General features: G+C 62.4%; 12 protein-coding genes. 7 read left to right on the top strand and 5 right to left on the bottom strand.

Annotated elements, in window-relative coordinates; translation table 11 throughout:
- Positions 1 to 140 precede the first annotated feature (140 nt).
- The gene (locus FBY03_RS07705; RefSeq protein ID WP_147171605.1) at positions 141 to 1,802 is read right to left on the bottom strand and encodes a DEAD/DEAH box helicase; all 1,662 of its coding nucleotides are present in this window, start codon (positions 1,800 to 1,802) and stop codon (positions 141 to 143) included.
- A gap of 386 nt (positions 1,803 to 2,188) precedes the next feature.
- Here FBY03_RS07705 and FBY03_RS07700 point away from each other — a divergent pair, with 386 nt between their 5' ends.
- On the top strand, positions 2,189 to 2,980 hold the full coding sequence (locus FBY03_RS07700; RefSeq protein ID WP_147171604.1) for a crotonase/enoyl-CoA hydratase family protein: 792 nt from the start codon (positions 2,189 to 2,191) through the stop codon (positions 2,978 to 2,980).
- 181 nt (positions 2,981 to 3,161) lie between these two features.
- Here the strand turns inward: FBY03_RS07700 and FBY03_RS07695 are convergent, their stop codons facing one another.
- Positions 3,162 to 3,935: a spermidine synthase gene (locus FBY03_RS07695; RefSeq protein WP_147171603.1), complete on the bottom strand. Its 774-nt coding sequence runs from the start codon at positions 3,933 to 3,935 to the stop codon at positions 3,162 to 3,164.
- Between the two features lie 242 nt (positions 3,936 to 4,177).
- Between FBY03_RS07695 and FBY03_RS07690 the strand changes: the two genes are divergently transcribed.
- The 4 genes from FBY03_RS07690 to FBY03_RS07675 all read left to right on the top strand — a co-directional run bounded on the left by FBY03_RS07690 (position 4,178) and on the right by FBY03_RS07675 (position 8,055).
- Complete coding sequence (locus tag FBY03_RS07690; RefSeq protein ID WP_147171602.1) at positions 4,178 to 5,524, top strand: class II 3-deoxy-7-phosphoheptulonate synthase; 1,347 nt, start codon at positions 4,178 to 4,180, stop codon at positions 5,522 to 5,524.
- A gap of 156 nt (positions 5,525 to 5,680) precedes the next feature.
- Positions 5,681 to 5,857: a DUF2897 family protein gene (locus tag FBY03_RS07685; protein WP_147171601.1), complete on the top strand. Its 177-nt coding sequence runs from the start codon at positions 5,681 to 5,683 to the stop codon at positions 5,855 to 5,857.
- Between the two features lie 61 nt (positions 5,858 to 5,918).
- Positions 5,919 to 7,232: a hypothetical protein gene (locus FBY03_RS07680; protein ID WP_147171600.1), complete on the top strand. Its 1,314-nt coding sequence runs from the start codon at positions 5,919 to 5,921 to the stop codon at positions 7,230 to 7,232.
- Between the two features lie 58 nt (positions 7,233 to 7,290).
- Positions 7,291 to 8,055: a CPBP family intramembrane glutamic endopeptidase gene (locus tag FBY03_RS07675; RefSeq protein ID WP_147171599.1), complete on the top strand. Its 765-nt coding sequence runs from the start codon at positions 7,291 to 7,293 to the stop codon at positions 8,053 to 8,055.
- On the opposite strand, the gene FBY03_RS07670 is transcribed toward FBY03_RS07675, so the two are convergent.
- The 3 genes from FBY03_RS07670 to FBY03_RS07660 all read right to left on the bottom strand — a co-directional run bounded on the left by FBY03_RS07670 (position 8,006) and on the right by FBY03_RS07660 (position 10,412).
- Positions 8,006 to 8,815 (bottom strand): ABC transporter substrate-binding protein, encoded by an 810-nt coding sequence (locus FBY03_RS07670; RefSeq protein WP_147171598.1) that lies wholly within the window; start codon positions 8,813 to 8,815, stop codon positions 8,006 to 8,008. The genes FBY03_RS07675 and FBY03_RS07670 overlap by 50 nt on opposite strands.
- A 77-nt stretch (positions 8,816 to 8,892) precedes the next feature.
- The gene (locus FBY03_RS07665; protein ID WP_147171597.1) at positions 8,893 to 9,675 is read right to left on the bottom strand and encodes an ABC transporter substrate-binding protein; all 783 of its coding nucleotides are present in this window, start codon (positions 9,673 to 9,675) and stop codon (positions 8,893 to 8,895) included.
- 113 nt (positions 9,676 to 9,788) lie between these two features.
- Complete coding sequence (locus tag FBY03_RS07660; protein ID WP_218570763.1) at positions 9,789 to 10,412, bottom strand: TetR/AcrR family transcriptional regulator; 624 nt, start codon at positions 10,410 to 10,412, stop codon at positions 9,789 to 9,791.
- Between the two features lie 242 nt (positions 10,413 to 10,654).
- On the opposite strand from FBY03_RS07660, the gene FBY03_RS07655 reads away from it, so the two are divergent.
- Positions 10,655 to 12,436: an acyclic terpene utilization AtuA family protein gene (locus FBY03_RS07655; RefSeq protein WP_147171596.1), complete on the top strand. Its 1,782-nt coding sequence runs from the start codon at positions 10,655 to 10,657 to the stop codon at positions 12,434 to 12,436.
- A 97-nt stretch (positions 12,437 to 12,533) separates the two neighbouring features.
- Positions 12,534 to 13,412 (top strand): SDR family oxidoreductase, encoded by an 879-nt coding sequence (locus FBY03_RS07650; RefSeq protein WP_147171595.1) that lies wholly within the window; start codon positions 12,534 to 12,536, stop codon positions 13,410 to 13,412.
- Positions 13,413 to 13,417: the final 5 nt, after the last annotated feature.

The raw sequence follows: 13,417 nt of genomic DNA, 5'->3' as shown, positions 1-13,417 counted from the left end.
CGCATGCTTGAGCGCTATCAGCAGCATATTCGGCCGGCTCACTGTATCCAGGAGGCGGTTGGACGCACCATGCAACACGCTATTGGGACATAGCCATGAAAAAGCCCCGCACTTGGCGGGGCTTCTTCATGTAACGCGGATCAATCTTCGCGGTAGCGACGCAGCTTCAGCGGCTTGCCGCCAACACGGGTGTCTTTCAACTTGGTCAACAGGCGCTCCAGGCCATCTTCCGGCAGCTCAACCAGGCTGAAGCTCTCGCGCACTTGAATGCGGCCAATGGCTTCGCGCACCAAGCCGCCTTCGTTAAGAATGGCACCCAGCAGGTTCTTCGCGGCGATACCATCACGCGCACCCAGCGCGGTACGGCAACGGGCGCGGCCTTCAGCCAACGGCACGGGGGCGCGACGCTCACGGCTGTCGCCACGATCGGAACGCTCGCTGCGCTCACGCGGTGCATTGTTCGGCACCAGCGGTTGCTCGCGCTCGACTTCAGCCAGGGTCAAGGCCTGACCCTTGGTGGCCAGGCGCAGCAACGCGGAAGCCAGGGCACGCGGGCTGCAACCGATATCGGCAGTCAGGCGATCCAACAGCTCGCCATGAGTGGCTTCGGCATCGGCCACCAGCGGCGTCAGGCTGGTGGTAAGCTTTTTGATCCGCGCATCCAGCACTTGCTGGCCGTTTGGCAGTTTGACTTCGCCAACCTTCTGCCCGGTCACACGCTCGATCACCTGCAACATGCGGCGCTCACGCGGCGTCACCAGCAGCAGCGCGCGGCCGGTACGACCGGCACGCCCGGTACGACCGATGCGGTGCACATAGGATTCAGGATCGTAGGGCATGTCCACGTTCATCACGTGAGTGATACGCGGCACGTCCAGGCCGCGAGCGGCAACGTCGGTCGCGATGACGATGTCCAGACGGCCATCCTTCAGCGACTCGATCACCCGCTCACGCTGGTTCTGAGCGATATCGCCATTCAGCGCGGCAGCCTTGTAACCCTTGGCTTCCAGGATAGCGGCAAGATCCAGGGTGGCTTGTTTAGTGCGTACGAAACCGATCAACGCGTCGAACTCTTCGACCTCCAGCAGGCGCAAAACCGCGGCGTGCTTCTGATCGGCATGAACCATCAGGTGAGCCTGCTCGATGGCGGTCACGGTCTGGGTCTTGGAAGCGATCTTGATATGTTGCGGATTGCGCAGGTGCTTCTCGGCAATGGAGCGAATCGAGTGCGGCAGCGTCGCCGAAAATAACACGCTCTGACGGGTCTCAGGCATGGCCTCGAAGATTACTTCGAGATCGTCCATGAAGCCCAGCTTGAGCATTTCGTCCGCTTCATCGAGCACCAGGTACTGAATGGTCGAGAGGACTTTTTCATCGCGACGCAGGTGGTCGACCAAGCGGCCAGGCGTCGCAACTATGACCTGCGCACCCTGGCGGATAGCTTTCAGCTGCGGACCCATGGGCGCGCCACCGTAAACGGCAACCACATTCAGGCCAGGCATCTGCTTGGAATAGGTTTCGAACGCAGTGGCCACCTGCAGGGCCAACTCGCGGGTCGGCGCCAGAATCAACGCTTGCGGCTCGCGCTTGGCCGGGTCGATTTTCGACAGTAATGGCAGGGCGAAAGCTGCGGTTTTTCCGGTGCCGGTCTGCGCCTGGCCGATCATGTCCTGACCAGCGAGAATTACCGGGATGGCTTGCGCCTGAATTGGCGACGGCTCTTCGTAACCAACGGCAGTCAGTGCGGAGAGAATATTGGGGTGAAGTCCGAGCGCGGCGAAGCCGCCGATTTCCTGGGTCATGGGTCTGCCTCAAGTGCATCCGCAAAGACCCATGTTCCAAAGCTGCGCATGCCGTGTAAGACCCTAAAGTCACCCTGGCAGCCCTGTCGGCGGGGATTTGCGAAAACGTAGTGAAAAATAAATCGTCAAGGATAGTCCGCTAAGCGAACTGGCTGCCGAAGATAGCCTTCGAGCGAATTGCACAACCTGAACGTGGCCATGAATTGACCGGCGCGCACTATACCGGAAAACCTGACTAATGTGCTGATTTTGCCGTAACAAAACGCATGCACCGCTAAACGGTCATCCTTTACTGGCATGCAGAAGTCCATGCCGGTGACCTTGGACAAGCCCGAGCAAGGCGGCTATACCCCAATTATCCGCTCTTCGCCCAAGGAATTTGCGCCATGCCCCAAAGAGCCAGCCACCGCGTCAGCTGTGAAAAGCGTGGCCACATCATGCGGATCGGCCTGGATCGCGCGGCCAAGCGCAACGCGTTCGACCTGGAGATGCTCAACGACCTGTGCCTGGCTTATGGCGAATACGAGCACGACAGCGAGGCCCGCGTAGCCTTGATCTTCGCCCACGGCGAGCATTTCACCGCGGGGCTGGACTTGGCCAATGTCGCCGCCCAGTTTGCCGCCGGCTGGCAGATACCCTCCGGTGGCTGCGACCCCTGGGGCGTATTCGGCGGGCCGCGAGTGAGCAAGCCGATAATAGTCGCCGCCCAAGGCTACTGCTTCACCATCGGTATCGAACTGATGCTCGCCTCGGACATCAACCTGTGCGCCAGCAATACCCGCTTTGCGCAGATGGAGGTGCAGCGCGGCATCTTCCCGTTCGGCGGCGCCACCCTGCGCATGCACCGCAATGCCGGCTGGGGCAACGCCATGCGCTGGTTGCTGACCGGTGATGAATTCGATGCGCATGAGGCTTATCGTCTGGGCCTGGTCCAGGAAGTGCTGGCCAGCGAAGAGCTGATGCCGCGCGCGCTGTGGCTGGCCGAACGCATCGCCGACCAGGCGCCGCTGGGCGTGCAGGCAACCCTGGCCTCGGCGCGCCAGGCTGTGCTTGAGGGCGAAGCCGCTGCGGCGCGCCATCTGCACCCGACCATTACCCGGTTGATGGCCAGCGAAGATGCCGAGGAAGGCGTGCGCGCCATGCTCGAACGCCGTCCAGGTGACTTCAAGGGGCGCTGATCCAGCCTTGAGCAGGCCATTGAAAACGCTAGCGTGCGGTAGCCGGGCGCGCATCCGCTGCGCTTTTCCCATACCGGTGTGGGCCACCAGGCGCAACGAAGCGGAGTGACCGCCAGAAGCTGGCCCGCAGGGCGGGCGATGCGAGCAGCTCCCCGCCGATATAGCGCGACTACCCGCGATTTCAGCTAGCCGGGCGCAATACCTCGAGTAATGACTGCAAGGAGTAGCCCAGGCGCGGCGCCAGGGCCTCAGCACGACGCTGCAAGCCGGGCAGATCGAGTTGCTGGTCCAGGTCGGCGGGCACCAGCACAATCACGTTGCCTTCCTTCACCGGGCACTCCCAGTAATGCCGGTGGTAAAGGCCACGCAGCAACGGTGCTCCCAACGGCTTACCGTCATTACCGGCCCACTGATTGATGATCAGCCAGCCACCCGGATTGAGGTGCTGCTGGCAGCTTTCGAGAAATCGCCATGCCAGGTGACCGACGCCGGGACCATGGTCGGTGTACAGGTCGACGAAGATCAGATCGGCGGTTTCCGCAGTGCCCAGCAGTTCCAGGGCATCGCCGATACGGATGGTCAGCCGTGGATCGTCGTCCAGCCCCAGGTACTGCATGGCCAGGCGCGGCACCTCGGGGCGCAACTCGATGGTTTCGACGTCGTCCAAGGGCAGGAACTTGAGGCAGGCCTGGGTCAGATTGCCGGCACCGAGGCCCAGAAACAGCGCGCTTTCCGGCGCCGCATGACACAGCGCACCGAGCAGCATGGCGCGGGTGTAGTCATACTCCAGCCAGCTCGGATCGGCGGTGAATACGCAACTCTGCTCGATCGCGTCACCGAACTCGAGGAAACGGTAGTCGCCGATCTCGACCACCCGGATCACACCAAATGCGTCCTGTACTTCGGCGAGCAAGACTTCCTCTTGCATCTCATCCACCGGGGGTAAACCTGGCATCCACCTCATCTCCACCATGACCGCCCCGGCCAAGCCATGCCGGGGAAAGCGTCAATTGTCATTGAAGCGCCCTACTGGGGTCACGTGCTAATTCCGAGCAGCCCATTCCATGGCAGCGGCCGCAGCATTAATCGCGCCGCAGCGCAGTCCATGCAACGGCTCTATCACGGCTATCGGCTTGAAGCCGCGGGCTGATCGGTTACCATGCCAATCTGCCTAACCGTCATAAGCCGAGAATCTCGATGTCGCAACCCTGGAGTCCCGAAAGCTGGAGAGCCAAACCGATCCAGCAACAGCCGCATTACCCTGATGCTGCCCACCTGGCAAACGTCGAGCAGACCCTCGCCGGCTACCCGCCACTGGTGTTTGCCGGCGAAGCCCGCGAGCTGCGCCGGCAATTTGCCGAGGTGACTCAGGGTCGCGCCTTTCTGCTGCAGGGCGGCGACTGTGCCGAAAGCTTCGCCGAGTTCAGCGCGGCGAAAATCCGCGACACCTTCAAGGTGCTGCTGCAGATGGCCATCGTCATGACCTTCGCCGCCGGCTGCCCGGTGGTGAAAGTCGGACGCATGGCCGGGCAGTTCGCCAAGCCACGCTCGGCCAACGATGAAACCATCGGCGACATCACCCTGCCGGCCTACCGCGGCGACATAGTCAACGGCATCGGCTTCGACGAAAAAAGCCGCGTGCCGGATCCCGAGCGCCTGCTGCAGGCCTACCACCAGGCGACTGCGACGCTGAACCTGCTGCGCGCTTTCGCCCAAGGCGGCTTTGCCGACTTGCACCAGGTCCATCAGTGGAACCTGGACTTTATCGCCAACTCGGCGCTGGCCGAGAAATACAGCCATTTGGCCGACCGCATCGACGAGACCCTGTCGTTCATGCGCGCCTGCGGCATGGACAGCTCGGCGCAAGTGCGTGAAACCAACTTCTTCACCGCCCACGAAGCCCTGCTGCTCAACTACGAACAGGCTTTCGTGCGTAAAGACAGCCTGACCGGGGGATTCTACGACTGCTCCGCGCACATGCTGTGGATCGGCGATCGCACTCGCCAACTGGATGGCGCCCATGTCGAGTTCCTGCGCGGCGTCGGTAACCCGATCGGGGTGAAAGTCGGCCCGAGCATGGACAGCGAGGAGCTGATCCGCCTGATCGATATCCTCAACCCGGACAATGACCCGGGTCGCCTCAACCTGATCGTGCGCATGGGCGCCGACAAGGTCGAAGCCGGTCTGCCACGCCTGATCCAGACCGTGCAACGCGAAGGTCGTCAGGTGCTGTGGAGCTCCGACCCGATGCACGGCAACACCATCAAGGCTTCCAGCGGCTACAAGACCCGCGACTTTGCGCAGATCCTCGGCGAAGTGAAGCAGTTCTTCGCCGTACATCAGGCCGAAGGCAGCTACGCCGGCGGCATCCATATCGAAATGACCGGACAGAACGTCACCGAGTGCATCGGTGGCGCACGACCGATCACCGAAGATAGCCTGTCGGATCGCTACCACACCCACTGCGACCCGCGGATGAATGCCGATCAGTCGCTGGAACTGGCCTTCCTGATCGCCGAAACCCTCAAGCAGGTGCGGCGCTAGAACCAGGCGCGCCGGGCAAACGGTCGTGTTTGCGACTTGCTGCCCTGGCGCACCGGCCTCCCCCGCACAGTTTCGCCCCATGCCGGTGCGAGCGCCTGACAGCCATGCACGTCAGGCGTATGGTGAAAGCTTAATCATTCAAGGAAGGGGGTAGTGATGACCTGGTATATCTGGCTCCTGATCATTCTCGTGCTGGGCTCAATAGTCGGTGGACTGATGATGCTGCTACGCACCGCCAAACCCCTGCCACTGAGCGAAGAACAGCTGAAAAAAATCCGTGAACGCAAAGTCGAGATGGAAGCCCAGGACGCTAAGGACGCTCGCGAGCGCTAGCCTACTGGTTAGCGTGGTAACGGGCTGCGCGCAGCTGAAGCCCGCGCCGGTCGACGCCTGTATGGCGCTATTCAGTGACTTGCAGACGGCCACCCAGGCTCACAGGGACGCCCAATACCAGCGCCTGCAAGGTTTTCCTGGCCTGCGCAGCGATAGAGTTCTGGCGACCCTCGGCCCCCGCCTGCACAGCCCGGAGCAGCGGCACCTGTGGCTACGACGCCTGGCCGAGCACGATGCCGAAGCCAGCCGGATCGAAATCGTTCAGCTGGCGTCCAGTCCACGGCAGGCCTGGCTTAGCGCTCCCCGGCAGACCGCCCTCACGCAGTGCCGGCAAACTCAGGTCGAGCATCTGGCCGGTGATCCGGCGGCTTTCGCCCGCGCAGTCGACGCCGCGCAAGTGCCCGATGACTACCGCGACGGCGCCCGCACAGTTGGCCTCTACCCCCTGTTCAAGCCCCTCTACCGCAGGCTTATTGCCGCTTGGCAGCGCGATGCCGCCGATGCCGAAGCGCCCAAGGACAGCCCCCACTGGTTGGGCTATCAGCCGGTGCCAACAACCCCAGTCGTGCAACAGCCTATAACGCTGCACGAAGATGCATTGGGCTTGCCGCAGGCGGATGCAGAGCAACTCAAGGCACTCTTCGCCCATCATGCGCCCTGGCTGAAGATCGAGCAGGCCAGCCGCAGCGATCGCATCGGCAGCCCGCGTTACAACAGCGATGGCGCACGTGGCTTCAATCCGCTGCAAACACGTCTCTTCCAGCACACCAGCTGGAGCCAATTGAATGGGCGCTGGCACCTGCAGCTGATCTATCAATTCTGGTTCAGCCAGCGCCCCAAACCCCATCCCCTGGATTTGTACGGCGGCGAACTGGACGGCCTGCTCTGGCGGGTCACCCTCGACCGCGACGGCAACGCCCTGCTGTATGACAGCATCCATCCCTGCGGCTGCTGGCACAGCTTCTACTTGCCGGCCGACTCGCCTCTGCGCTTCCGCCAACCGACTGGCGAAGAGCAGCGTCTAGCGCAGCACCTGACGCTGAACGGCGAGCAGGCGCCGACGCTCTGGTTGAGCGCGGGCGAACATCGCCTGCAATGGATCGACGGGCGACGTTCGCCCTACCCCTCGGTGAGCTACCAGCGCACGGCACTCGATGAGCTGCGCCAACTGTCCCACCCGCAAGGGCAACGCAGTCTCTATGCCAGCGACGGCCTGGTGCCCGGCAGTGAGCGCCTGGAACGCTGGCTGCTGTGGCCTTCCGGGGTAAGCTCCGCCGGCGCGATGCGCCAGTGGGGCCGGCATGCCACGGCCTTTATCGGCCGTGCCCAGTTCGATGACCCGCAGTTACTGGAACGCTATTTCCAGCGACCCTGAACGCTACACGGCAGCCAGGAAACCCGCCGCGAGACGGCGCGCCACACAAGGAGGTGCCATGCCGTTGTCCATGCGTTTGCTCCTGCCGACTCTCGCCCTGGGAGTCGGCTTTGTCTCGGGGTTCGTTCAGCCCAGCGGCCTGGTCATCGGCGCCGCTTTTATCGCCCTGCTGCTATTCGGCGAAAAACACCTGCCTAGCGCTCTCTGGTGGAGCCTCAGCCTGCTCGCCTGTATCGCTCTCGCCGCTCATGCGCTGCCTGGCTTCAGCCCCTGGCAACTGTGGCCGGCACGCCAGATCAGCGTCGACGCCCCGCCTTACGCCTTGCGTCTGTCGTGGGACAAGCTGCTGGTTGGCTTGAGCCTGCTCGCCTGGTGGCTGGGCCAAGCTGATTCGTCGCTCACTCGGCTACAGCCGCGAAAGCTAGGGGCTGCGATGCTACTGACGCTGATCGGCGTGCCGCTGCTGGCCTTGCAACTGGGCGTGGTCGCCTGGCAGCCGAAATGGCCGCAGGACCTGTGGCTCTGGTTGGTGGTCAACCTGGGTGTCACGGTGCTGGCCGAAGAACTGCTGTTTCGCGGCCTGCTGCAAACCCGCCTGATCGCCTGGCTGGGGGCCTGGCCGGGGATAACGCTGACGGCGCTGTTGTTCGGCGCCGTGCATGCCCCCTTCAGCCCACTGTTTGCCCTGGTCGCCGCAGTCGCAGGTCTGGGCTATGGCCTGGTCTTTCACTACAGTGGCCGCCTGAGCCTGGCGCTAGCCCTGCACGCTGGGGTCAATCTGCTGCATGTGCTGTTATTGAGCTATCCACTGCGCTTGGTTTAACCACTATCTGATAGCGGCCAAAGATGTCGGCCAACTGGCCATTCTGACGGAGTTGCTCCAGCAACCCGGCAAACCGCTCGGCACTGATAGGTGAACCTGGACGCATCAGCACATGATGCTGATAGCGCTGATCGACTCGCTCGGAGACCAGCACCTGCCCGCTGTATTGTCGATGCCGCCGAAGGAAATCGCCGATATACGAACGTGTAACCAAGGCGATTTCCACCCGCCCATGCAGCAGCATCAGCAAGTTGCTGTCATGCGAATAGCTCAGTCTGGCATTGAAGGTCCTACGGAGAAATTCGGGCTCGGCATTGAAGTCGGCAAAGGCATAGTGATAGCCACTGTGGAGCGCCAGACGCTTGCCGCCCAGATCGTCGAAGTACTCTTGCGTGCGCCCCGGCTCGGCACGCGCGACAAATACTTCGGAGTCCTCCAAGCCCATTTCGATAGCGCTGTGGGCAATCGATTGCCAACCCCACGCAGGATTCTCGAAAATCGCCAGGTCGATTCGCCCCTCCTCGAAGTCACGGAAACGTCGAGCGACCGAGGTCGGTCGCATGATGAAGTGAAAATCAGACTGCGCCCGATTCAGCGCATCGAGCAGCGGCACCAACAGACCGCGGGCCTGCGCCTGCTCGGGTTTGTCCACATAAGGCGGAAAATACACGCCGCTGACATTCACTGTCTGCTCGGCGGCAAGCGGCCCGGCCAGCAGCAGGGTTAAGAACAATGACCAAACGCTCAATATTCTGTACATAGATAGCGATACCCCTCAGCATTTCCTTGCTGCAGTAAAGCCGGCCTGAATCAGACAACCCGGCCGGTCAGTGCCGTCTATCCACCTGGTGAACCTGGCACCAGAAGATGATAACGGCTGAGCAACGCATCCAGCTGCCCGTCGCGATTGAGCGCCAACAGTAAGGCAGCAAAGGCCTCGGACGCCAGGGGCGCCTGCGGACGAAACAGGGCATGGTGCTTGTACACTTGATCGACCCGCTGCGACACCAGAAAGCCCGAGGATAACTCAGGGTGGCGATCCTGATGAATCTGCAAATAAGAACGGGTAATCACCGCGATGTCCGCCCGCCCGCGCATGAGCATGGTCAGGTTGTTGTCATGGGAATAGGTGAGTACCGCATCAAATGCCTGAGTGAGGTACTGCTGATCGGCATTGAAGCCCGCAAAGCCATAGTGGTAGCCGCTGTACAGTGCCAGACGCTTGCCCTTGAGCTGCTCGAAATAACTTTCATCGCGCCCTGGCTCGGCCCGCGCGACATACACCTCGGCATCTTCGATGTGCAAATCAAGGGCGCTGTGCGGCGTATCTTGCCAACCCCAGCCAGGCGACTCGAATAGGATCATGTCAAACCGTCCGCTCTCCATATCCCGGTAGCGGCGGGTCACCGAGGTCGGCACCAGCACGAACTGGTAATCGCTTTGCAGTCGATTCAGTGCCGCCAACAACTCCGGCAACAGCCCGCCAGGCTTGGCACCTTCCGGCTTCACTGCATAGGGGGGGAAATGGTAGGCACCGACCAGCACAGGCTGCGCGGCAACCGCAGGAAGCCCTACCAGTAGAGATAACGCGAACAGCAGTCCCTTGAATACCCGGCTCAAACGGTACACCTCGTAGCGAACAACGCCGTGTCCTGCTCCCTGTAGTGGCTGGGCGTACTTATCCTTGTCGCGCGCATAGTATCAAAAGGCCACTTTAGCTTAGTCGATTTTATTCACACTTCCTTAAGTACCAGTGACAACGCTTCTTCGGCCAGCTGATCCAGGCTCATGGGGCCTTCCGGGCGAAACCAGGTAGTGGTCCAGCTCAGCGCACCCGTGAGAAAGCGCCGCAGGATAAACGGGTCGGCATTGAAATAGCCCTCAGCCTTGGCCTCATTGAGCACCTCGAGCCATAGCTGTTCATAGCGGTCACGCAGTTCGAGAATGAACGCCTGGCCCTCTGCCGAGAGCGAACGCCATTCATAAACCAACACCGCCATCGCCTCGCCGGTGCCGCCCATGATCGACTGTAGCTCGCAGCGAATCAGCGCCAGCACCCGTTCACGCAGGCTGCTGGCCTCGGCCAGCGAGGCTTGCATCAACGCGGTGTTGTAGCGAATGGTCTGTTCCATCACCGCGCGCAGGATCTCATCCTTGCTCTTGAAGTGATGGAAGATGCTGCCCGATTGAATGCCCACCGCACTGGCCAGGTCGCGCACCGTGGTGCGCTCATACCCCTTGCTGCGAAACAGATGGGCCGCGGTCTGGAGCAGCTTGCCACGGGCGCTGTCTGGATCGGTGATCAAGCCACTGCTCACCAACTCGCGCAACACCGCCTGTGCTTGTCGATCATCCACGCGGGTGATTCTCCCCTGTTGTTATTTATCGATGTGCGACCCGTAGGGCAGCACAACTGCCCAGCAAGCGCTGCAAGGTACGCCAAGTGTTTGTCGTAACTGGTGAAATTTATGCCCCGCAGGACCACCAAGCAAGCGCTTGGGCGCATTTTTGGCCGAAAAGCCCTCACCTTTTACTTTTCAACCAAGCGCTTGCTTGGTAGCCTCTACAGCATCTTCTCAGCATGTTGCGGGCCCTTCCAATGACCAAAACCGTACGCATCGGCTGCGCCTCCGCTTTCTGGGGCGACACCTCCACCGCCGCCGCCCAGTTGGTAACAGGCTGCGAACTGGATTATCTGGTGTTCGACTACCTGGCCGAGATCACCATGTCGATCATGGCCGGGGCCAGGCTGAAGCAGCCCGACGCCGGCTATGCCACTGACTTCGTCGAGGTGCTGGCGCCGCTATTGGGCGAAATTGCCGACAAAAAAATCCGCGTGATCAGCAACGCCGGCGGGGTCAACCCGCTGGCCTGCGCCAGAGCACTGGCCACGGCGTGCGAACAGGCCGGCGTGAATCTGAAGATCGCGGTGCTGCAGGGCGATGACCTGCGCCCCCAACTCGGCGGGCTCAGCCAGGCTGGCACCCGGGAAATGTTCAGCGGCGCGCCGCTGCCGCCGATGTGCCTGTCGGTCAATGCCTATCTCGGCGCACCGGGCATCGTCGAGGCGCTGCAACTCGGTGCCGACATTGTCATCACCGGTCGCGTGGTCGACAGCGCCGTGGTCAGTGCGGCGCTGGTGCACGAATTCGGCTGGGCCTGGGATGATTACGACAAGCTGGCGCAAGCCGCGCTGGCCGGGCATATCATCGAATGCGGGGCGCAGTGCACCGGCGGCAACTTCACCGACTGGGAGTCCGTGCCGGACTACGAACACATCGGCTTCCCAGTCGTCGAAGTGACGGCCGACGGCAGCTTCATCGTGACCAAGCCGGAAGGTTCCGGCGGCTTGGTTACGCCCTTCACCGTGGGCGAGCAAATGCTCTACGAGATAGGCGATCCGCGCGCCTACCTGTTGCCGGATGTGGTCTGCGATTTCACCCAGGTCCGCCTGGAACAGATCGGCAGCAATCGCGTCGAGCTCAAGGGCGCTCGCGGCCTGCCGCCCAGCCAGCAGTACAAGGTCAGCGCCACCTACCCGGACGGTTTCCGTTGCACCGCCAGTTGCCTGATCGCCGGCATCGATGCGGTGAAAAAGGCCGAACGGGTCGGCCAGGCAATCATCAACAAGACCGAGGAGATCTTCGCCGAGCGCGGCTGGGCGCCTTACCAAGAAGTCAGCGTCGAATTGCTCGGCAGCGAGGCCACTTACGGGGCCCACCGCCAGCGCCAAGACAGCCGCGAGGTGGTGATCAAAATCGCCGTACGCCACGTCAAGAAGGACGCGCTGCTCCTCTTCTCCCGCGAGATCGCCCAGGCAGCTACCGGCATGGCGCCGGGGCTGACCGGCATAGTCGGCGGTCGCCCCACGGTCTATCCGCTGATACGCCTGTTCTCCTTTCTGGTGGATAAAACGCTCTGCAACCTTGAGGTTGAACTGAACGGCCAACGCAGCCCGGTCGTCCTGCCGTCGCTGGCGACTTTCACCGGCCCGGCTGAGGCGGTAGAGCCACCCCCAGCAAATGGCCAAAGTGCAGCCCGCGTGCCGCTGATCAAGCTGGCCGTGGCCCGCTCCGGCGACAAGGGCAACCACAGCAATATCGGCGTGATGGCGAGAAAGCCCGAGTATCTGGCGTGGATCGCTGCTGCGTTGAGCGAGGACGCCGTGGCCGAATGGCTGCAGCACGTGTTGGACGCACAAACCGGCAAGGTCAGCCGCTGGTACCTGCCGGGCAGCCACAGCCTGAACTTCCTGCTGGAAAACGCCTTGGGTGGCGGTGGCGTGGCCAGCCTGCGCATCGACCCGCAAGGCAAGGCCTTCGCCCAGCAGCTGCTGGAATTCCCGGTGCCTGTGCCCAGGGCGCTGGCCGACAGCCTGTAGGCGCGAGCTTGCTCGCGATCAGCCACAACGCAGAAGCATCGCCAGCAAGCTGGCGCCTACCAGAACAGATGCAGGCGCAACGAGGAGCAGAACCACCATGGCATACGACTCGAACTTCAAATCCGGCCTGTTCAGCGGCCAGACTATCCTGATCACCGGTGGCGGCAGCGGCATCGGCCGCTGCACCGCCCATGAGCTGGCGGCCCTCGGCGCCCATGTGGTGGTGGTCGGACGCAAGGCCGACAAACTGGAGAAAACCGCGGCAGAGATCATCGAGGACGGCGGCAGCGCCAGCTACCAAGTCTGCGACATCCGTGACGAGGAACAGGTGAAAGTCATGGTCGCCCAGGTGCTCGCCGAGCGCGGCGTCATCCATCACCTGGTCAACAACGCCGGTGGCCAGTACCCCGCCCCGCTCGCCTCAATCACCCAGAAAGGCTTCGAGACCGTGGTGCGCACCAACCTGGTCGGCGGCTTTCTGGTGGCCCGCGAAGTGTTCAACCAGAGCATGAGCAAGACTGGCGGCAGCATCGTCAACATGCTCGCCGACATGTGGGGCGGCATGCCCGGCATGGGCCACTCCGGCGCGGCGCGCGCGGGCATGGAGAATTTCACCAAGACCGCCGCCGTGGAGTGGGGGCATGCCGGGGTGCGGGTCAATGCCGTAGCCCCCGGTTGGATCGCCTCCAGCGGCATGGACACCTACGAAGGGGCGTTCAAGGCGGTGATCCCGACCCTGCGCGAGCATGTGCCGCTCAAGCGCATCGGCAGCGAATCGGAAGTCTCCGCCGCCATCGTCTTTTTGCTGTCGCCCGGCGCAGCCTTTATCAGCGGCACCTGCATCCGCATCGACGGCGCCGCCAGCCAGGGCAGCCGTGCCTTCCCGCTGTTCAAGGCGACGCCTGGGCTGAGCAGATCCTACAACGGCTTCCATCGGGCCTACCTGCCCGATGTACTGAAGCAGCAGGAGGAGTAAGGCGA

This window comes from Pseudomonas sp. SJZ079, assembly GCF_007993865.1.
Classification (GTDB): domain Bacteria; phylum Pseudomonadota; class Gammaproteobacteria; order Pseudomonadales; family Pseudomonadaceae; genus Aquipseudomonas.
This window is presented reverse-complemented; position numbering and strand designations above follow the sequence as displayed.